The 19,105-nt window shown below is 63.5% G+C and carries 17 protein-coding genes; 10 read left to right on the forward strand and 7 right to left on the reverse strand.

What is annotated here, in order from left to right; translation table 11 throughout:
- Window position 1 precedes the first annotated feature (1 nt).
- Window positions 2–475, reverse strand: coding sequence for a CAP domain-containing protein (locus NP503_RS07930; protein WP_206518931.1), 474 nt, complete (start codon window positions 473–475; stop codon window positions 2–4).
- Window positions 476–681: 206 nt separating this feature from the next.
- On the opposite strand from NP503_RS07930, the gene NP503_RS07935 reads away from it, so the two are divergent.
- Window positions 682–1,254, forward strand: coding sequence for a GNAT family N-acetyltransferase (locus tag NP503_RS07935; protein ID WP_127269392.1), 573 nt, complete (start codon window positions 682–684; stop codon window positions 1,252–1,254).
- On the opposite strand, the gene NP503_RS07940 is transcribed toward NP503_RS07935, so the two are convergent.
- Window positions 1,251–1,613 carry a helix-turn-helix domain-containing protein gene (locus NP503_RS07940; RefSeq protein WP_127269391.1) on the reverse strand — a complete coding sequence of 121 codons (363 nt, stop codon included), beginning with the start codon at window positions 1,611–1,613 and terminating at the stop codon, window positions 1,251–1,253. The genes NP503_RS07935 and NP503_RS07940 overlap by 4 nt on opposite strands.
- Window positions 1,614–1,719: 106 nt before the next feature.
- On the opposite strand from NP503_RS07940, the gene NP503_RS07945 reads away from it, so the two are divergent.
- Entirely contained in the window at window positions 1,720–2,436 is a 717-nt protein-coding gene (locus NP503_RS07945; RefSeq protein ID WP_127271609.1) for a glutathione S-transferase family protein, read from the forward strand.
- A 136-nt stretch (window positions 2,437–2,572) separates the two neighbouring features.
- Here NP503_RS07945 and NP503_RS07950 read toward each other — a convergent pair whose 3' ends face one another.
- A complete protein-coding gene (locus NP503_RS07950; protein ID WP_127269025.1) occupies window positions 2,573–3,796 on the reverse strand; it encodes a TadE/TadG family type IV pilus assembly protein in 1,224 nt (407 codons plus the stop codon).
- Window positions 3,797–4,096: 300 nt separating this feature from the next.
- Here NP503_RS07950 and NP503_RS07955 point away from each other — a divergent pair, with 300 nt between their 5' ends.
- On the forward strand, window positions 4,097–4,921 hold the full coding sequence (locus NP503_RS07955) for a DUF2189 domain-containing protein (protein ID WP_127269027.1): 825 nt from the start codon (window positions 4,097–4,099) through the stop codon (window positions 4,919–4,921).
- A gap of 10 nt (window positions 4,922–4,931) precedes the next feature.
- Here the strand turns inward: NP503_RS07955 and NP503_RS07960 are convergent, their stop codons facing one another.
- Together NP503_RS07960 and NP503_RS07965 are read right to left on the reverse strand one after the other, a co-directional pair.
- Entirely contained in the window at window positions 4,932–5,564 is a 633-nt protein-coding gene (locus tag NP503_RS07960) for a LysE family translocator (protein WP_023813536.1), read from the reverse strand.
- Window positions 5,565–5,695: 131 nt separating this feature from the next.
- Window positions 5,696–7,681 carry a TadE/TadG family type IV pilus assembly protein gene (locus NP503_RS07965; RefSeq protein ID WP_206517186.1) on the reverse strand — a complete coding sequence of 662 codons (1,986 nt, stop codon included), beginning with the start codon at window positions 7,679–7,681 and terminating at the stop codon, window positions 5,696–5,698.
- A gap of 229 nt (window positions 7,682–7,910) precedes the next feature.
- Here NP503_RS07965 and NP503_RS07970 point away from each other — a divergent pair, with 229 nt between their 5' ends.
- Together NP503_RS07970 and NP503_RS07975 are read left to right on the forward strand one after the other, a co-directional pair.
- Window positions 7,911–8,771: a TIGR01459 family HAD-type hydrolase gene (locus NP503_RS07970; protein ID WP_127271605.1), complete on the forward strand. Its 861-nt coding sequence runs from the start codon at window positions 7,911–7,913 to the stop codon at window positions 8,769–8,771.
- Window positions 8,772–8,777: 6 nt separating this feature from the next.
- Window positions 8,778–9,758 carry a bifunctional riboflavin kinase/FAD synthetase gene (locus NP503_RS07975; RefSeq protein ID WP_127271602.1) on the forward strand — a complete coding sequence of 327 codons (981 nt, stop codon included), beginning with the start codon at window positions 8,778–8,780 and terminating at the stop codon, window positions 9,756–9,758.
- A gap of 17 nt (window positions 9,759–9,775) precedes the next feature.
- On the opposite strand, the gene NP503_RS07980 is transcribed toward NP503_RS07975, so the two are convergent.
- Complete coding sequence (locus NP503_RS07980; RefSeq protein WP_127271600.1) at window positions 9,776–10,330, reverse strand: HdeD family acid-resistance protein; 555 nt, start codon at window positions 10,328–10,330, stop codon at window positions 9,776–9,778.
- Between the two features lie 195 nt (window positions 10,331–10,525).
- Between NP503_RS07980 and NP503_RS07985 the strand changes: the two genes are divergently transcribed.
- From NP503_RS07985 to NP503_RS07995, 3 genes are all read left to right on the forward strand, one after another.
- Window positions 10,526–11,332, forward strand: coding sequence for a MipA/OmpV family protein (locus tag NP503_RS07985; protein WP_127271597.1), 807 nt, complete (start codon window positions 10,526–10,528; stop codon window positions 11,330–11,332).
- 233 nt (window positions 11,333–11,565) lie between these two features.
- Window positions 11,566–14,526 (forward strand): isoleucine--tRNA ligase, encoded by a 2,961-nt coding sequence (gene ileS / locus NP503_RS07990; protein ID WP_127271507.1) that lies wholly within the window; start codon window positions 11,566–11,568, stop codon window positions 14,524–14,526.
- Between the two features lie 205 nt (window positions 14,527–14,731).
- Window positions 14,732–15,412 (forward strand): hypothetical protein, encoded by a 681-nt coding sequence (locus tag NP503_RS07995; RefSeq protein ID WP_127271160.1) that lies wholly within the window; start codon window positions 14,732–14,734, stop codon window positions 15,410–15,412.
- 36 nt (window positions 15,413–15,448) lie between these two features.
- Here NP503_RS07995 and NP503_RS08000 read toward each other — a convergent pair whose 3' ends face one another.
- Window positions 15,449–15,898, reverse strand: a complete 450-nt coding sequence (locus tag NP503_RS08000) for a nucleoside deaminase (protein ID WP_127271509.1) — start codon at window positions 15,896–15,898, stop codon at window positions 15,449–15,451.
- Between the two features lie 281 nt (window positions 15,899–16,179).
- On the opposite strand from NP503_RS08000, the gene NP503_RS08005 reads away from it, so the two are divergent.
- The gene (locus NP503_RS08005) at window positions 16,180–18,459 is read left to right on the forward strand and encodes a pseudouridine synthase (RefSeq protein ID WP_236383411.1); all 2,280 of its coding nucleotides are present in this window, start codon (window positions 16,180–16,182) and stop codon (window positions 18,457–18,459) included.
- Window positions 18,456–19,010 (forward strand): 16S rRNA (guanine(966)-N(2))-methyltransferase RsmD, encoded by a 555-nt coding sequence (gene rsmD, locus NP503_RS08010; RefSeq protein WP_127266868.1) that lies wholly within the window; start codon window positions 18,456–18,458, stop codon window positions 19,008–19,010. The genes NP503_RS08005 and rsmD overlap by 4 nt, the downstream gene beginning before the upstream one ends.
- The last annotated feature ends 95 nt before the right edge of the window (window positions 19,011–19,105 follow it).

Consider the following 19,105-nt stretch of genomic DNA (forward strand, 5'->3'; position numbering starts at 1 on the left):
TCTATTTCCCGAGCACCAGGCTCCAGTAACGGAGCTTGCTGTCGCTGCCATCGCGCACATAGGCAAGGCCGAAGCGGGTGAAGCGCGGGTCGAGCATGTTGCGGCGATGGCCTGGTGAATGCACCCAGATGTCGAACAGTTTCTCGAGGTCGAAACGACCCTCGGCGATGTTCTCCGCCGCGGCACCGGAAATTCGACTGTCCCTGACGCGCGAGGCGAAATCCTTGCCCCAGCCGGTGGTGTGGCTCATGCGGCGGCGCTGCGCCATGTAGCCAGCCTGCTGCAGGGCGGCCTGTTCGAGCTGCCGGTCGGGGACCAGCGGCGCAAGCCCGGCCGAGACGCGGATGCTGGCCAGCGTGCTCGTGGCGGAGGAGGAGACCCCGGCGCCTTCGCCTGACGGCAGTGAAACGGTGCTGCAGGCGGCGAGGCCCGCCAAGGCTGCGAGGCCGGTCAGCACCATGCGCCTGCTCGGCATCGGGCGCGGTTCGATGGAATGGGAATGATCAATGGCCATTCCTGTCTGAATAGTCGCGATCATGGCTTTTGACGGGCAAGCGGTGAAAATTGCGCGAGAACCCATACGTTTGGTTTTTCGCAAAAAAATGCATCGCGTAATGTTGAAGTGTTGAAGCGCCCCCTTTCGGGCAATAGTCCAGGTGTCCCGAGTGAGGTGAGAATCCGATGCCAAAAACTGCCCGCACCTTCCCGACGCTCTCTACAGCCCGTCTGCTGCTGCGCGCTCCGGCCCTCGAAGATGCCGATGCCTTCCGGAATATCCTGTCGATCCCCGAGGTCACCCGGTTCTCGAACTGGCGGGATGCGCCGTCCAAGGCGGTGGCGGATCGGGCAATGAGATGGATGTGCAAGGTCTTTCCTACTGGCAAAGGCTGCGCCTGGATCATCGAGGATCGCGCTTCGAAGACCATGGCCGGTGCGATTCGCTACAATTGGTTCGTCCCTAAATCGAAGTGCGGCGAGATCGGCTACGAGTTGCATCCGGACTTCTGGGGCAGAGGTCTGATGACCGAAGCGGCTGCTGCCGTCGCTCTTTGCGGCCATCGGTTTTTCCTGCTCAATCGCATCGAGGCGTGGACGCTGCCGGGCAATACCGGATCGGACCGTGTGCTGGAGAAAGCCGGCTTCCGCTACGAGGGGACGCTACGGCAGAAAGCCCGGTTCAAGGGCGCCTACCACGACTTCAGGATGTTTGGACGACTGGCCGGCGATCATCCTGCCTCAATCGATCAGAATTAACCTGCCGCCATGCCGGCGTAAGTCTCCAGTGTCGATGAAGTCTGGCGATCGTCTTCCGTATGCACCCACCAGGCGCCCAGCGCGTCGATGAGCGGTACAAGTTTGCGGCCAGGCGCCGTGAGGTCATAGTCGACCCGCAACGGATAACCCGGACGCACCGTTCGCCGCACGATACCGGCGTCCTCCAGCTTGCGCAGTTCCAGGGTCAGGATGCGATGTGACACGGTCGGGTTGTCACGTCTCAGGTCGCTGAACCGCTTGGTCCCGTCCTTCAGATAATAGAGCAGCAGTGTGGGCCAGCGACCGCTGAGCACGCGCATGGTCTCTTCGATCGGGCAGCGTGAGACGACGTCTTTCATGGGCGGATCCTGGTTACAGAATTGTGCGTAATTTACATGGGACGACAAGCGTTTAGGGTCAAGTTTCGCTGCGCGGCGTGATCCTCTCAATCACGGAAGAAAACAAATGGAACCTATCCTCCTTTACGGCTTCCCGGCGGGAAGCTCGATGGGGCTTGTCGCTGCCTTTGAACGCGTCGGGCAACCCTATCGCCTGTGCCGCGTCGACATGCTCACCGAGATGAAAAACGATGCCTATGCCAGCATCAACGACCGTCAGGAAACGCCGGTGCTGATCACCGACGAAGGCCGGGTGCTCACCGAGACAATGGCCATCGCCTCGTGGCTCGAAGCCCGCGACACACAGCGCCGCATCAGCTTCGAACCGCGCACGCCGCAAGCCGACCGCATGCACCAGCTGATGGCCTTCGTGAACACCGGGTTCACCGCCGCCTTCAGCCCGCTCTGGGTGGCATTGGAAATGGCGGCGGATGAACCGGCGCTGAAGGCGACCTTGCGGGAGTTCGGCCGCAAGGCCGTTGCGGAACGTCATGATCGGCTCGAGGCGATGATCGCCGACACGGATTTCCTGGTCGGCGACCGGCTGACGCTGGCCGATACCACGCTGATCGGCGTGGCGCGCTGGGCGGAGTTTCACCAGGCGATCGACGGCGCTGCCTATCCCAAGCTGGCCGGATTGCGCCTTCGCATCGAATCCGATCCGGCCGTGCGTTATGCGCTGGCTGTTGAGGATGGCGAACAGCCCGCCGGTTCTGGCGCCTGCCTTGGCCACGTCCCCCTGACTGAGGTGATCGATCGCTTCGCGGCGGCGGCGAAATCGTAGCGACACTCTGTTTTCAACCAGGATGTGCCTTTGTGAGAGGCGCTGATCTGCCGGAGTGCGGTCGCCACCGCACTCCGGCATTGTTAAAGGGGACCGCCATTTTTCTCAACGCTACCGCTTGGGCCGCCTGTCGTTCTCATTTCACCAGAGTGATCATCCGATCGGCGTACATTGTGCGATTTCCAAGCGCCGCCGCGCAGTCCGACTTGACGGACGAGTTTCCGGTCATCTGAATCGTATTGCCGACAAGCCTGAGACAGTCGCCCTGGGCGCTCATATCAGAGTTGCCGGCGTAGGAAATGGGCGCGTCCGGCGCGTAAATGAAACCGCTGAGCACGGAATTTGCGCCGCCATTCAATGTCAGAGCAGACGTGTTGCCGTGATCCTGGAAAATGGTGATGCCAGCATAAGGGCCGCTGGTGGGCGGGGAAAGGTTCACCTTCTCATTGGCATTTATGTAGATCTCAGCGCTTTCCATGAGGAATATGGTCACGCCCTGGCCAGCCAGGCTGCCGTTCCCCCCTGGCTTTATGGTGGTGCCGCGCATGATGTAGACGCCCGGATCAAGCGTGATGTCCCCCGACAATGTCTTGTCGCAATAAGTGCCGGGCGACAGCGTGTAGGTTTTGCCGTTCGGGACAGGCAAACACAATGTGTAAGGGGGAGGAACGACGTCGGCCAATGGATCAAAGGACGCGTACCTATGTTCGTGCGGCGTTCCGCAGGCGAGACTGGCGCTGGGTGGCAACAGCCCGCTGGTGCCGCCGACGGTTGAGACACAGCCGGCTGAAACCAGCGCGGAGCCACCCCTGTTGACGGAATCGGACGCGTCCGAGTTCGCCGCGATCACGCAATTGTCCATCGAGACGTTGGTCGAGCCCTGGAGGTTCACGGCGGCGGACGCATGCGGATCGAGCGCCAGCACGCAGGCCTGTGCGCCAGGTTTTACCTTGACCGAGGCCGAGCGGGAGGCCTGCCAGGGGGCCGAGGCGCTGATGAAGCTTGGGCGGCTTATGCTGGACGACAGCGAGATAAAGTAGGCGCTTGGGCTGCCGCTTGCCGTTGCCGCGAAAGCGGAGACGCTGCCCAAATATTCCTGCTGGTCGGCCACGCTCATATTGGCGGCGAAGAATTGCAGCCCAAGCTCCTGGACATCGCCGGCCGCCATATCGGGAGAGAACTTCGTGCCGATGGCGAGCCCCGCCGCGTCCAGCGAGTTCTGCAGTTGCGAGGCGTCATGGCTCGTGCCGATCAGATCAACGGCGCCGGCCAAACCAATCATTATCGGCAGCATCGCGACGGCGGTCGTCATGGCAAAGTTGCCGTGCTCCGAAGACCAGAAGCCTCTCAATGCGAACATAGTTCCTCGCCGAACCTCGTAAAGCTCAGGTGATACGCCAGAGATCCCTACGAGTAATTTAAGTAAATGCTAAAATGCGTAAATGCTAAAATGCAGAACAATGATTGGCTAAAACGAAAGACTGCCGAGGCACGCCATATGAGAGGCCATACGGAGAGTTGAACACTACGAGGAGTTGCGCCCCAGGCAATTGACGCGGCGACAATCGCCGCCAACTCTGCTATCATGCCTCTCGATCTTGAAGTGGCAGCTCTGGCGGCCATCCAGGCGGTGACCGCCCCGACACACGGGAGGAAGGTTATGGCCGGCTTTCATGTTATGGCGGACGCACGTGGAATGCATGTGCAGCCAACGGTGCGCCGCATCACCACGTCGGACCTTTGGGATGCGCTGCGCCTCGGCTTCGAGGATTTCTGGGCAAAACCATCGCACTACGTGTTCCTGTGCCTGATCTATCCCATCGTCGGCCTGATCCTGACGCAGTGGACGTCCGGCGCCAATGCCATCCAGCTCATCTATCCCCTGATGTCGGGTTTCGCGCTGGTCGGGCCGTTTGCGGCGCTCGGCCTTTACGAGATCAGCCGCCGGCGTGAGCTCGGCATGAACACCTCCTGGTGGCACGCGTTTGATGTGCGGCGCTCGTCCGCTGTCCCGTCGATCGCTGTCATCGGCGTCATGCTGGTGGCGCTGTTCCTGTTGTGGCTCTACACGGCGCAGTCGATCTACACCGGCCTGTTCGGCGACCAGCCGCCGGCCTCGATCGGTGGCTTCGTCCGCGACGTGCTGACCACCAGCAAGGGCTGGACGCTGATCCTTGCCGGCAATGCCGCGGGCTTTGTCTTCGCCGTAATCGTGCTGGCCACTACCGTGGTTGCCTTCCCGCTGCTGCTCGACCGTGACGTCGGCGCCGTCTCAGCCATCGAGACCTCGGCCAGGGCGGTGATGGCCAACCCGCTGCAGATGGCGCTGTGGGGCTTGCTGGTCGCCGTGCTTCTGGTGATCGGTTCGATCCCGCTGTTTGCCGGGCTCGCCGTCGTCATGCCGGTGCTCGGCCATGCCACCTGGCATCTCTACCGCAAGGTGGTCGAGCCGGAGCGGGCACAGCAGATAAGGCGGCCGATGTAGATCAGCACCCTCAGCGCTGCGCCTCTGTCGCCATCTTCAGCGCAAGTGCCGCCAGCACGGTGCCCATCATCCAGCGCTGGATGACCAGCCACAAAGGCCGTCCGGCGAGAAAGGTGGCGATCGAACCGGCCGTCACCGCGATGACGGCATTGACGCTGAGGCTGATCGAGATCTGCGTCGCGCCGAGCACCAGAAGCTGCGACAGCACGTGGCCTTTGCCGGGGCTGATGAACTGCGGCAACAGCGACAGATAGAGCACGGCCACCTTCGGATTGAGCAGATTGGTCATCAGGCCCATGGCGAAAAGCTTGCGCGGCCTGTCCCTCGGCAATTCGCGCACTTCGAACGGCGAGCGTCCGCCCGGCTTCACCGCCTGCCAGGCCAGCCACAGCAGGTAGAGCACGCCGGCAAAGCGCAGCGCGTCATAGGCGTAGGGCACGGCGAGCAGCAGCGCGGTGATGCCGAACGCCGCCGCCAGCACATAGAAGACAAAACCGAGTGCCACGCCGCCAAGCGAGATCAGCCCCGCCTTCGGCCCCTGCGATAGGGAACGCGAGATCAGATAGATCATGTTGGGGCCAGGCGTCAGCACCATGCCGAGGCAGACCAGCGCGAAGGCGAGATGATTGGCTGTTTCGGGCATCTGTTCTTCCCCCGCGCGCCGCGAATGGACGCGCGATCCGGCAGGCGGCCAAGATGTGCCTGTCCCCGGCAGCGCGCGCAAGTGCATGGCGGCGCCAGCTATTGTTCCAGCTAGCCGCCGGTGCCTACGGATCAGCCGACGATGCGCAGGTTCGACAGTTCGTTGCCGATTTCCTTGAAATCGTTCGACAAACTGGCGCCGGTAGCGTTCCAGAACAGTTTTGCCGGCTTGCTCGCGTCCGTTGGATCCTTGCGGAAGCGCGAGTTCGACGAGCAGGATTTCAGCGCCTCGATCGCCTGCTGGTCGGCGATTTTAGTCGTGGACAGATCGAGCGCCACAGTCATCACCATGATGTTGGCTGCCTTGGCGTTGTTGCAAAGCGTCGCCATCTGCTCGTTGAGCGCGTTGGTATAATTGCCGTTAGAATAATCGAATTGGCCAATGGTGCTCGATGTGCCCATGAACAGGCGGCCCACCGACGTGCCGTTGTAGCCGGGTTTGAGATAGCCGAAGGATGCATAGGTCGACTTCGAATCGGCGGGGTCGGAATAGCCGAGCGAAGAAGGCGTGTAGTAGGTGTTGGCGCCGTCGGTCAGCACGATCACGACCTTGTCATTGCCTCTCTCGGTTTCCGGGCGGCCTTGCGTGAAGGGCTCGCCGCTCGAAACCACGCGCCATCCCCAGGCCATGCCTTCTGGAACATTTGTGCCGCCATCGGGCTTCATCAGGTCGATCGCGGCCTTGATCGCGGTGAGCCCAGTGGCAACGCTGACATCGGTCAGCGGCGTGATCGGGTTGGTGGAGCAGCTGTAGTTCGGCCCGTTGCCGGCGGCCAGCGCCGGCGCATTGATCGGCCGCGGCTGGAAATATTTGGCCATGTTGCGCAACCGGGATTGGCCGGTGCTGCTTGTCGGGTCGTCGTTCCACCAGCTGTTCACGGCGCCGTAGGTCGTCGGCGTGGCCTCATCGGGATCTTGGGTGAGCCTCCAATGGTTGCCGGGTTCGTCGGGGGCGAACATCGGCACGAACATCGTTGCCGGATCGCCAACCCCTATGCCGGTGTTCGCCGAGCCGCCGGACGGCGCGGCGTCGTTAGCATTGTAGGGATAGGGCCTGGCCTCGACGCAACCTTGCCAACTGGCGAACGGGCCATAGGAATCGATGTAATCATATTCGTCATGGCTTCGTTTGCAGGTGTTGTTCGAGTTGTATTCGTCGCAAACCACGCGCTTGCTGTTGGTGACACGCTCATGGTTGGTGACGACCTTCATGTCCCGGTAGAGCGAAAACCGGGTCAGCATCTGGCCTTCGTCGGTACCCCATCCGGTGCCGCGCTTGTACCAGATGCCGTTGGTCTGCTGGGCATATTTGTCGGCTGCGTTCAGCGTCGACCAGTCGAAATTCTCGTTCGATACCGGTGACAGGCCTTCGGTATCCATCCAGGACGCGTTACCATTGCCGGGTCCGACATTGACCGAGGCGGCAAACGGCACGAGGCCGAACTGCACCGGCCTGTCGACCTGCTTGATCATCGCCGCCTGCTGGGCCAGCGTGTCGACCAGCTGTTTGGCCGCGGTCTTGAGAAGGTCGATGCGCGTTTGCCCCGAGCCCGTTCCGGTCTTGGTCATCGACCCGGAATTGTCGAGCGCCAGAGCGACTTCAAGAGTGTTCTTCAGCCGCACTTCCGAGGTGACATTGAAGCTGATCTTCTGGTTGGCGTCGGTTTCGGATTTGCCGACGAGCTGGCCGAAGACCGGATAGAAGTAGGGTTTGTAGTCAAGCCGCGCGCTCATCTTGAGCAAGCCGCCCCCGGTGGTGTTGCTTGGCAAGGTGACGGTGAGCGTCGTGTTGGCGGGGTTGATCTTGTTGAGGTTGGCATTGAAGAAGTCGAGTGCATAGGCTCTCAACTGATCGTCGGTGGCACCCTCCGTCAGCCGGCGCGCCGTGGCGAAGTTTGCGGCATCGAGCGCATTCGAAACCGCCTGTTTTTCGCGGCTCATCTCGGTGAAATCGACGGCTATCGCCAGGGCGCCCATGAGCGGAACCATTGCGACGACGGTCATAAGAGCATAGTTGCCGCGTTGGTCGCGGCAGAACTGACGCCAAAGTCCATACATGTCTTGCAGCGGCCCCCGCCGGCGGATTCTCGATTGATGCCAGCTTTCCACAAAACGCTGAAGGCCGCGTTTGGGAAATGGCTCTATTGCCGGGGCAGCGCTTCACCAACCGCTAACCAATCGTGCCTGGCGAAAGCTGGTGACAGGCCGGGGCGGTTCGGCTAATCCGAACCGGCTGCGGCGAACCGTCGGTCGCGGCGTCGCAACGATCACGACTGAAGGAAACGGCATGGCGAATTCGCCTGAAATCATCGGCTCGCTCGAAGACGTGTCGAAGGCCTATTCGGCAATCCTGTGCGACGTCTGGGGCGTGGTCCACAATGGCGAAACGCATTTCCCGGTGGCGGCCTCCGCATTGGCAAGGGCTCGAGAGGCGAAAATCCCCGTGGTCCTGATCACCAATTCGCCGCGCAGAAGTGCCGATGTCGTGGCGCAGATGAACGCGATCGGTGTTCCACCGTCAGCCTACGACCGGGTGGTTACCTCAGGCGACGTGACCCGGGATCTGATCGCCGAAGGGCCGCGCAGGATTTTCCATATCGGCGCCGACCGTGACTTCACTCTCTATGAAGGTCTCGACGTGGAGCTTGTCGAGGAGTTCGAAGCATCCGGCGTCGTCTGCACCGGCCTGTTCGACGACGAGGTCGAGAAGCCCGAGGATTACACGGAGCTCCTGCGGCGGCTGCGCGCCCGGAACCTGCCTTTCATCTGCGCAAATCCCGACATCGTGGTCGAGCGCGGCGAACGCATCATCTGGTGTGCCGGCGCGCTGGCGCGTGACTATGCCCAGCTCGGCGGCCGCACATTGATCGCTGGAAAACCATACGCGCCGATCTACAATCTCGCGATGAAGGAGGTCGCCGAGATTCTTGGCCGGCCGGTCGAGCGCAGCCGGGTGCTGGCCATCGGCGATGGCATGATGACCGATGTGAAGGGCGCCGCCGACAATGGCTTCGATGTTCTTTATGTCTCCGGCGGCATCCATGCCCGCGACTATGGCGATGCCTTGCAACCGGATCCGGCAAGATTGGCGGCGTTCCTGGAAAAGCATGGCTATGGTCCGGTGGCCGTCATTCCCAGACTTCGGTAGGTGACGATGGCAGCCTTCCAGCGCATCCTGGCAACCGCGCCGCTTCCCGCAGACCTGCGCGGCGGCGTGGTGGCGATCGGCAATTTCGATGGCGTCCATCGCGGCCATCAGGCGGTGCTCGAGCGCGCCTCCGCCGAGGCCGGACGGCGCGGCGCACCGGCCCTGGTGCTGACATTCGAACCGCATCCGCGCAAGATCTTCAGGCCTGATATCCCGTTGTTCGTGCTGACGCCGCCGCCGATGAAGGCGCGGCTCCTGTCGCTGCTGGGCTTTGCCGCGCTGGTCGAACAGCCGTTCACGCGCGACTTCGCCTCGCTGTCGGCGGAAGCGTTCGTGACGGATGTGCTGGAAACGAACCTTGGCATTACCCACGCCGTGACCGGGTTCGATTTCCACTTCGGCAAGGATCGTCAAGGCGGCCCGGCCTACCTGATGGCGGCCGGCGAGCGTCACGGCTTCGGCGTCACGCTCGTCGACGCCTTCCGGGACGAGGGCGCCGAGGTGGTGTCGTCCAGCCGCATCCGCGGATTGCTGGGCGAGGGCGAAGTGGCCGAAGCCGCCGGTCTGCTCGGCTACCGCTTCACCGTCGAAAGCGAAGTGGTCGGCGGACAGCAGCTTGGCCGCACCCTTGGCTTTCCAACCGCGAATATGAGGCTGTCGGCTGAAGCCGCACTCAAGGAGGGCATCTATGCCGTCCGCTTCCGCCGCGCCGACGGCACGCTTCACGACGGCGTCGCCAGCTTCGGCCGGCGCCCGACCGTCAATGACAATGGCACGCCGCTGCTGGAAACCTTCGTCTTCGACTTCTCCGAAGACCTCTATGGCGAGGTCTGTCAGGTTTCCTTCTTCGGTTTCCTGCGCCCGGAGGTGAAGTTCGATGGGCTCGACGCGCTGGTCGCGCAGATGAAACGCGATGAAGCCGAGGCACGCGCGCTGCTCGCCGGCGTCAGGCCGCTCTCCGAGCTCGACGCGGCCATGGCTTTTTGAGCCAGGCGTGATGCCGGCTACTTCTTGAATGCCAGGCCGACGGCGATGAAGGTCCAGCCCTGGAAGATCAGGTCGATCGCCAGGAACAGCCCGAGCACCCACAGGCTGTTGACCGGCCAGCCCATCGCGATGATCAGGCCTGCAAGCGCGCTGATGGCACCGGCAGCGACGAGCCAGCCCCAGCCGCGTTCCGGCCGATGGCTGTAGCCGACCCAGGCCCTGAGCACCCCTGACGCGACCAGCGCGATCGCCAGCAGGAACGTCAGCACCGCCGAGGCAAGCAGCGGATTGCCGAAAGCGAAGAAGCCGGCAACGGCGTACAGCAGTCCGCTGAGCAGCCAATAGAAGAACCGGCTCCAGGTCTTGACGCCGAACGCGTGCACGATCTCGATTATGCCCGCCATCAGCATCAGCCATCCCACGACGTAGACGGAAGCCACTGTGGCGACGAACAGATTGGCGAAGGCAATGCCGCCGAAGATGAGCAGCAGCACACCGAGCGCGACAAACCATCCCCATTTTGTCCGTGTCTGTTCGAGCGCGATTTTCAAGGCGTCGCCATGCAGGGTCATTGTCGCGGTCTCCATCGAGGGCTGCGGAATACTGCGGATGGAAGGTAATCCGGGCACGGGCCAACGTCCAGTCGATGACCGGCAGCGGGACCGCTGCAAAAGCGCGAGCGTATGTCTCGGGTTTAAATCAAATTTTACCAAAGGGCCGTCAAAGCTGTCATCGGTAATCGTGTGTGTCGTGTTAGTGGAGTGGCCATGAGTCCGGTCGGAAGAATCTCTCTGGTGTTGGCCGCTGCGGTGCTGGGCGGAGCGGGCACTGCCCATGCGGGCGAGGGCAGCTGGCTGTCCGGCGACTGGTATCTGACCGTAGGTGCCACCGGCATGGTGGCGCCGAATTTCGAGGGCGGCAAAAAGTACCTGCTCAGCGCCTCGCCGATCATTTCGCTGGGCAAGGCCGGACCGGCGGCCCGCTTTGTCTCGCGCAACGACAACATCTCGCTGGCGCTGGTCGATGATGGCGGTTTCCGCGCCGGCCTGACCGGCAAGTTCCTATTTTCCCGCGATGATGACAACGCCGATGAGCTGAAGGGCCTCGATCCGGTGCGCTGGGGCGGGGAAGTCGGCGGCTTCTTCGAATTCTATCCGACCGACTGGCTGCGCGCCCGCGCCGAGCTGCGCCACGGCATTCGCGCTCACAACGGCTTTGTCGCCGACATCGCCGCCGACGCCTTTTACGATGTGACGCCGACCGTCAGGATTTCGGGCGGTCCGCGTGTTTCCTTCGCCTCAGGCAATTATTTCGACGCCTATTACGGCGTCAACGCACAGGAAGCCGTGGCCTCGGGCTTGAGCGAATATCATCCCGGTGGCGGGCTGAAATCGACCGGCCTCGGCGGCGCCATAACCTGGAAGGTGACCGAGCCGATGACCGCCAGCCTGTTTGGCGAATATTCGCGCCTGATGGGACCGGCGGCCGATTCCAGCCTGGTCAAGGAGCGCGGCGACCGCAACCAGTTCATGATTGGCGTGTCGACCACCTACCGCTTCGATTTCACGATGTAGGTGAATCGAACGAGACGCTTTATTCCTGCCGTGGCTTCGGCTAAAAGCCCAGCCATGACCAGCTTTTCGCGCCTTTTCGCGATCGCGATACGAATTACAGGCCCGGTGTTCCGGGTGGCCTGAGCGCCGCCGGAGCCGCCGGGAGTTTCTGCGCGCCCCCTCGCGCTTTTTCCATAACATGATAGTTCACGCCCGAGCTTGTACGCCCGCCGGGCAATGCAAATGGCAGACCAATGACCGATACAACTGAAACGATCGACTATTCCAAAACGCTTTACCTGCCGCAGACGGATTTCCCGATGCGTGCCGGCTTGCCGGAGAAGGAGCCGCTGCTGGTCAAGCGCTGGCAGGACATGGATCTCTACCGCAAGCTGCGCGAGAGCGCTGCCGGCCGCACGAAATACGTGCTGCATGACGGGCCGCCCTACGCCAACGGCAACATCCATATCGGCCACGCGCTGAACAAGATCCTCAAGGATGTCATCACCCGCTCGTTCCAGATGCGCGGCTACGACTCGAACTATGTGCCCGGCTGGGACTGCCACGGCCTGCCGATCGAGTGGAAGATCGAGGAGCAGTACCGCGCCAAGGGCAAGAACAAGGACGAGGTGCCGGTCAACGAATTCCGCAAGGAATGCCGTGAGTTCGCCGCGGGTTGGATCGCTGTGCAGGGGGCCGAGTTCCAGCGCCTCGGCGTCATCGGCGATTTCAAGAACCCCTATACGACGATGGCTTTCCATGCCGAGGCGCGCATCGCCGGCGAGCTCTTGAAATTCGCCATGTCGGGCCAGCTCTATCGCGGCTCCAAGCCGGTGATGTGGAGCGTGGTCGAGCGCACGGCGCTGGCCGAGGCCGAGATCGAGTACCACGACTATGAGAGCGACACGATCTGGGCGAAGTTTCCGGTCGCCAGCTTGGCCCGCCCTGTCGATGGCGAGACCAAGCTGACGGAGGGCGCACTCGATCTGCTGCAGGCACATGTCGTCATCTGGACGACGACGCCATGGACGATCCCCGGCAACCGTGCCGTCAACTATTCGCCGCGCATCAACTATGGCCTCTATGAGGTCACGGCAGCCGAGAACGCATTCGGCCCGCAGTCGGGTGAAAAACTGATCTTTGCCGATGCGCTGGCCGAAGACTCCTCGGTCAAGGCCAAGGTCACCTTGAATCGTCTCCGCAGCGTTTCGGCGCAAGAGCTTGGAAGCCTTACGCTTTCGCATCCGCTCAAGGGTTTTTGCGGCGGCTACGACTTTGCCGTTCCGATGCTCGCCGGCGACCACGTCACCGACGATGCCGGCACCGGCTTCGTCCACACCGCGCCCGGCCACGGCCGCGAGGACTTTGACGCCTGGATGGATGCGGCGGTGGATCTGCGCGCACGCGGCATCGATCCCGCCATCCCGTTCACCGTCGACGACGGCGGTTTCTTCACCAAGGACGCGCCGGGTTTCGGCCCCGACCGGGAGGGTGGACCGGCGCGTGTCATCGACGACAACGGCAAGAAGGGCAACGCCAACCAGGCCGTCATCGACGAGCTGATCAAGCGCAACGCGCTGTTCGCGCGCGGCCGGCTGAAGCACAGCTACCCTCACTCCTGGCGGTCCAAGAAACCGATCATCTTTCGCAACACGCCGCAGTGGTTCGTCTACATGGACAAGGACCTCGGCGACGGCTCGACACTGCGCAGCCGGGCGCTCAAGGCCATTGACGACACCCGCTTCGTGCCCGCCGCCGGCCAGAACCGCATCCGCGCCATGATCGAGGAGCGGCCGGACTGGGTGCTGTCGCGCCAACGCGCCTGGGGCGTGCCGATCGCTGTCTTCGCCGATGCCGACGGCAATGTGCTGAAGGACGAAGCGGTCAACCAGCGCATCATGGACGCCTTCGAGCAGGAGGGCGCCGACGCCTGGTTCGCTGCTGATGCCAAGGAGCGTTTCCTTGGCAATCACGACGCTTCGAAGTGGAAGCAGGTGATGGACATCCTCGACGTCTGGTTCGATTCGGGCTCGACGCACGCCTTCACGCTGGAAGATCGTCCTGACCTGAAATGGCCGGCCGACGTCTATCTCGAAGGCTCCGACCAGCATCGCGGCTGGTTCCATTCGTCGCTGCTGGAAAGCTGCGGCACCAGGGGCAGGGCGCCTTACGACACCGTCGTCACCCATGGTTTCACCATGGACGAGGATGGCCGCAAGATGTCGAAGTCGCTGGGCAACACCGTGGTGCCGCAGGACGTCATCAAGCAGTCGGGCGCCGATATACTGCGTCTGTGGGTGGTGACGACCGACTACTGGGAGGACCAGCGGCTCGGCAAGAACGTGCTGCAGACCAACATCGACGCCTACCGCAAGCTGCGCAACACCATCCGCTGGATGCTGGGTACGCTTGCCCATGACGATGGCGAAGAGGTGCCGCTGGAGAAAATGCCGGAGCTGGAGCGGCTGATGCTGCACCGGCTGGCCGAGCTCGATGAGGTCGTGCGCTCGGGCTACGACGCCTTCGAATTCAAGCGCATCACCCGCATGCTGCTCGATTTCATGGTGGTCGAGCTGTCGGCGTTCTATTTCGACATCCGCAAGGACGCGCTCTACTGCGACGCGCCGTCGAGCCTGAAGCGCAAGGCTTCGGTGCAGGTGGTGCGCCATCTCTTCGATTGCCTGGTGAAATGGCTGGCGCCGATGCTGCCTTTCACCATGGAGGAGGCCTGGCTTGACCGTCATCCCGACGCCGTCTCGGTGCATCTCGACCAGTTCCCGCAAATCCCGGCGGACTGGAAGAACGAGGCGCTGGCGGAAAAGTGGCGCCAGGTGCGGCAGGTGCGGCGCGTCGTTACCGGCGCGCTGGAGATCGCGCGCGCCCAGAAGGTGATCGGATCGTCGCTGGAAGCGGTGCCGGTCGTCACAATCAACGACGCAGCGCTCGAAGCGGCGATTTCAGATGTCGACATGGCCGAGATGGCGATCACCAGCGATCTGGTCATCGCTCATGGCGAGGCACCGGCTGGTGCCTTCGCGATCGACGACGTCAAGGGTGTCGCCGTGGTGGTCGAGAAGGCCGAGGATCGTGGCCTGTTAAAATGTGCACGCTCCTGGCGCTACACCGCCGATGTTGGCCAGGATCCGGAATTCCCGGATGTTTCGGCCAGGGATGCGGCGGTGCTGCATGAATTGAAAGCGCTTGGCCGACTTTAACGGTTAGTCGGCTGGATCGGTGCACAAATGCCACGCCGGGCGGGCGAAAACCGCCCGCGCGTTGCCCTTAACGAGTGGTTGAGGTAAACACGCGAAACTCCGGAAGACAAATTGTCGCCGGATTTCCGTCGCAAGTGCTTGGACGATGGGGACCGGCCACAAGCTGGTGGCAATCGAGAGGCTGTCTAGAGTGGGACTTTTTGGCATGACCGAGAGATATAATGCGCGCTTGGCGCTGCTGGCGCCGCTTGTCGCGTCGGGCCTCGCTTTGTCGGGCTGCATGGGCTCTCCGACCTACGGCACCGACAAGACCGCCGGCGAACAACTGGCCGGCGATATTTCGGGCGCTTTTTCATTCGCGCCGAAGCGCAAGGAACAGATCGACTACAAGCCGCGTCCGACGCTCGTGAAGCCGGCGCCAGGCCAGAAGGAAGCGCTGCCGGCCCCGCAGGACAGCATCGAGACGGCGAGCGCCGAATGGCCCGAATCGCCCGAGCAGCGCCGCGCCCGCTTGCGCGCCGACGCCACCGCCCATCAGAACGACCCGGCCTATCAGTCGGAGATCATCGACGACGTGCAGACGGACCCGGCCTCGGTCAAGAGGGCGATGGCGGAGTCAGGGTCGAGCCACCCGCCGGCATGGACACCGGCCGATTCCGACAAGGGCCGTGCCGCCGAGATCCAGCGCCGCCTTGCCGACAGCAAGCAGGGCGATCCGAACACCCGCAAATATCTGAGCGAGCCTCCAGTGCAGTATCGTGTCGCGGCCGGCACGGCGCCGCAAGATCAGCTTGGCGAGGACGAGTACAAGAAGGAACGCCGCCTCAAGAAAGAGGCGGAAGGCAAGAAGGGCAGCGGCTGGTTCGACTGGATGCCGTCTCTGTAAGAACACCACGTTGTGTCGCCGGGCGTTGCGCCCGGTTCAGCCGCGCCGTTCCCGGAAAAATTCCTTGAGCAATAGACCCGCTTCGGTCTCGCCCATGCCCGGATAGATGTCGGGCGCGTGGTGGCAGGTCGGCGAGGCGAAAAAACGTACGCCATTGACCACGGCACCACCCTTGTCGTCGGCGGCGCCGAAATAAAGCCGGCGCAGCCGGGCAAAGGAAATGGCGCCGGCGCACATGGCGCAAGGTTCCAGCGTCACATAGAGATCATGGCCGGTCAGCCGCTCGGCCGACAGTTTGCGGCAAGCTTCGCGGATGACCAGCATCTCGGCATGCGCGGTCGGGTCGGCAAGTTCGCGTGTGCGGTTGCCGGCGCTGGCGACAACACCAGCGCCATTGGCGATGACGGCGCCGACCGGCACTTCGCCTCGCAAGGCGGCAGCCTCGGCCTCCTTCAGTGCCAGCGCCATGAAATCGGGCCGCTTCACGCGATTTCCACTCCGATTATCTCCTCGCCACCTGACGGAGCAAGTTCGTTTCGAATGAACCGCACTTGCTCCAGGCTTTTGATTTTCGTTTGTCTTTTTGGAAAAACCGGTCTCCACTTTTCCCTGACAAACTCCAGTGATCCTGTTATTGAGCGCAGGACCTCGAAAATCGGGACTCGGTTTTCGAAAATGATCATGCGCCACATCAAAAGTGCTACAGCGTTCGTTGCGCGCCCGAAAGGATGCGCCACGCTGTAGCAGCGCAAACGGATAAAGGCCACATGGACGACAACGACAAGAAATTCCGACCCAGGAACGGTCCGGCCAAGAGTGGGCCGAAAGCCGCGGGACCGCGCAGCCGTGATGGCGCCGCGGGCAAGGGCGGCAAGCCGTCCTTTGGCGCCAAGAAACCTTACGCACCGCGTGGCGATCGGCCGATGGCTGCCGATGGCGAGCGGCCGAAGCGCGATTTCAAGGGCGGGGACAAGCCTTTCAGCAAAGGCCCGCGTCCCGAAGGCAAGCCTTTTGAGAAGCGCGAAGGGCCGCGCAAGCCCTACGCACCGCGCGGCGACCGCCCGATGGCCGCCGAGGGTGAGCGCAAACCGTATGAGAAGCGCGAAGGACCACGCAAGCCCTACGCACCGCGCGGCGATCGCCCGGTGGCCGCCGAAGGCGAGCGCAAGCCTTTTGAAAAGCGCGAGGGGCCGCGCAAGCCTTATGCACCGCGCGGCGATCGCCCGGTGGCCGCCGAAGGCGAGCGCAAGCCCTATGAAAAGCGCGAGGGGCCGCGCAAGCCTTATGCACCGCGCGGCGACCGGCTGATGGCCGCCGAAGGCGAGCGCAAGCCCTATGAAAAGCGCGAGGGGCCGCGCAAGCCTTATGCGCCCCGTGGCGATCGCCCGGTGGCCGCCGAAGGCGAGCGCAAGCCCTATGAAAAGCGCGAGGGGCCGCGCAAGCCCTATGCACCGCGGGGCGACCGGCCGGCTGCGGCGGCAGCGGGCGGCGAAAAGCGTTTCGACCGTCCTAAGCGTGATTTCAGTGACCGCGCGCCGCGCGACGCCAGCGATCGGCCGAAGCGTGACTTCGTCGACCGCCCCAAGCGCGATTTCGGCGATCGCCCGAAGCGGGATTTCAACGATCGGCCGCAAGGCGCGTCAGGCGGCAGCTTCAAGCCGCGCCCGCGTCCCGCCGAGGGCGCGGAAGAGGCAGGCGAGCGCATCGCCAAGCGGCTGGCCCGCGCCGGCCTGGCCTCGCGCCGCGATGCCGAGGAGCTGATCGCCGCCGGCCGCGTCAAGGTCAATGGCCGCGCCCTGACTTCGCCGGCCTTCAACGTCATGCCTGATGACATCATCCATCTCGACGGCATGGAAATCCCGCCGATCGAGCGCACCCGGCTGTTCCTGTTCCACAAGCCGGCCGGCGTCGTCACCACCAACCGCGATCCCGAGGGCCGCAAGACCGTCTTCGACGTGCTGCCGGCTGAATTGCCGCGGCTGATGACCATCGGCCGGCTCGACATCAACACCGAAGGCCTGCTGCTGCTCACCAATGATGGCGGCCTCTCGCGCGTGCTCGAACTGCCGGCCACCGGCTGGCTGCGCCGCTATCGCGTGCGCGTCCACGGCAAGGTCGAGGAAAGCGCGCTTGCCGGCCTGCGTGAAGGCATTGCCGTCGACGGCGTGTTCTACGGTGCCATCGAAGCGACGCTCGACCGTGAGCAAGGCACCAATGCCTGGCTGACGATCGGCCTGCGCGAGGGCAAGAACCGCGAAGTCAGAAACATTCTTGGCTCGCTCGGCCTCGACGTGACGCGGCTGATCCGCATCTCCTACGGGCCGTTCCAGCTCGATGACCTCGCCGAGGGCCATGTGCTCGAGATCAAGGGCAGGGTTCTGCGTGACCAACTCGGCGAGCGCCTGGTCGAGGAATCCGGCGCCAATTTCGACGCCGATGTCACCAAGCCGTTTTCCAACAAGCCGGTGCGGCGCACCGAAGTTCGCGAGCCGGAGCCGGAGCGGCCGAAATTCACCCGCGACGGTGAGCGCCGCCCGATCGGCGAGGGCGGTTTGATCAAGAACCGCAAGCGCCGCGAAGGCAGCCGCGACGAGGCGCTGGGCAAACTGTCGACAAGTCCCGACAGAAGCGCGGAGAAGAGTTTTGGCGAACGCGGCCCGCGCCCCGAACGCAGCTTTGGCGACAAGCCGCGCGGCAATTTTGGCGACAAACCGCGCGGTGGCTTCGGCGACAAGCCGCGTGGTGCTTTTGGCGGCAAGCCGGGCGGTGGCAAAAAGTCCGAGCGCGAGCAGCGGCCGATCGAGCCGCCCGGCCAGCGCAAGGCCAATGTCTGGATGGCACCGGGCGCGCGGCCGATCGGCAAGGGCAGGGCCGACGCCGATGCCGCCAAGGCGGCTGAAGCCAAGGCGCGCAAGGCATCGTTCAAGCCGTCTTATGGCAAACCCGCCGGTGCAAGACCGTTCGGCAAGCCGAGAGGCGAACGTCCGGGCGGGGCTGGCGGCGGTGAGCGTCCGCGCAATGGTCCCCGAGGCCCCAAAGCGAGATGAGAATCGTCGGTGGTGAGTTTCGCGGGCGTCCGCTGGCGACGCCGCGCTCGAGCGCCATTCGTCCGACGACCGATCGCACCCGCGAGGCGGTCTTCAACGTGCTGGCGCATCGCTTTGCCGCGCAATTGGACGGCGCGCGCGTGCTCGACCTGTTCGCCGGCACCGGTGCGCTGGGGCTCGAGGCGCTGTCGCGCGGTGCCTCCTACGGCGTCTTCATCGAGGAATCGGCCGAAGGCCGTGGCCTGATCCGCGACAATGTCGAAGCCTTCGGCCTGACCGGCCGCACCAAGATCTTCCGCCGCGATGCCACCGGCCTTGGCGAAGCGGGCACGCTGGCGCCGTTCGGCCTCGTCTTTGCCGACCCGCCCTATGGCAAGGGCCTTGGCGAGCGCGCCTTGCAGTCGGCGAAAGCCGGCGGCTGGCTTCGCCCTGGCGCGCTGTGCGTGGTCGAAGAGGCGGCAGTGGCGCCCTTCGAGCCGGGCCCCGGCTTTTCCGTGCTGGACGAGCGCAACTATGGCGAGACCGTCATCCGCTTTATCGAGGCGGCCTGATACGCCTTCGCGATTGGCGGTTCCTCTCCCCCGCTTCACGGGGGCGAGGAACCGAGCTCCGCCTCTAAAATGACCAACAATTAACTTTGCTTGTC

Origin of the sequence: Mesorhizobium sp. SEMIA396 (assembly GCF_024518615.1) — a bacterium.
GTDB lineage: Bacteria > Pseudomonadota > Alphaproteobacteria > Rhizobiales > Rhizobiaceae > Mesorhizobium.

Excerpts from the sequence above, each read along its gene's own strand:
- NP503_RS07930 (WP_206518931.1), bottom strand. The coding sequence starts at position 475 with ATGCCGAGCAGGCGCATGGTGCTGACCGGCCTCGCAGCCTTGGCGGGC.
- NP503_RS07935 (WP_127269392.1), top strand. The coding sequence starts at position 682 with ATGCCAAAAACTGCCCGCACCTTCCCGACGCTCTCTACAGCCCGTCTG.
- NP503_RS07940 (WP_127269391.1), bottom strand. The coding sequence starts at position 1,613 with ATGAAAGACGTCGTCTCACGCTGCCCGATCGAAGAGACCATGCGCGTG.
- NP503_RS07945 (WP_127271609.1), top strand. The coding sequence starts at position 1,720 with ATGGAACCTATCCTCCTTTACGGCTTCCCGGCGGGAAGCTCGATGGGG.
- NP503_RS07950 (WP_127269025.1), bottom strand. The coding sequence starts at position 3,796 with ATGTTCGCATTGAGAGGCTTCTGGTCTTCGGAGCACGGCAACTTTGCC.
- NP503_RS07955 (WP_127269027.1), top strand. The coding sequence starts at position 4,097 with ATGGCCGGCTTTCATGTTATGGCGGACGCACGTGGAATGCATGTGCAG.
- NP503_RS07960 (WP_023813536.1), bottom strand. The coding sequence starts at position 5,564 with ATGCCCGAAACAGCCAATCATCTCGCCTTCGCGCTGGTCTGCCTCGGC.
- NP503_RS07965 (WP_206517186.1), bottom strand. The coding sequence starts at position 7,681 with ATGTATGGACTTTGGCGTCAGTTCTGCCGCGACCAACGCGGCAACTAT.
- NP503_RS07970 (WP_127271605.1), top strand. The coding sequence starts at position 7,911 with ATGGCGAATTCGCCTGAAATCATCGGCTCGCTCGAAGACGTGTCGAAG.
- NP503_RS07975 (WP_127271602.1), top strand. The coding sequence starts at position 8,778 with ATGGCAGCCTTCCAGCGCATCCTGGCAACCGCGCCGCTTCCCGCAGAC.
- NP503_RS07980 (WP_127271600.1), bottom strand. The coding sequence starts at position 10,330 with ATGACCCTGCATGGCGACGCCTTGAAAATCGCGCTCGAACAGACACGG.
- NP503_RS07985 (WP_127271597.1), top strand. The coding sequence starts at position 10,526 with ATGAGTCCGGTCGGAAGAATCTCTCTGGTGTTGGCCGCTGCGGTGCTG.
- ileS (WP_127271507.1), top strand. The coding sequence starts at position 11,566 with ATGACCGATACAACTGAAACGATCGACTATTCCAAAACGCTTTACCTG.
- NP503_RS07995 (WP_127271160.1), top strand. The coding sequence starts at position 14,732 with ATGACCGAGAGATATAATGCGCGCTTGGCGCTGCTGGCGCCGCTTGTC.
- NP503_RS08005 (WP_236383411.1), top strand. The coding sequence starts at position 16,180 with ATGGACGACAACGACAAGAAATTCCGACCCAGGAACGGTCCGGCCAAG.
- rsmD (WP_127266868.1), top strand. The coding sequence starts at position 18,456 with ATGAGAATCGTCGGTGGTGAGTTTCGCGGGCGTCCGCTGGCGACGCCG.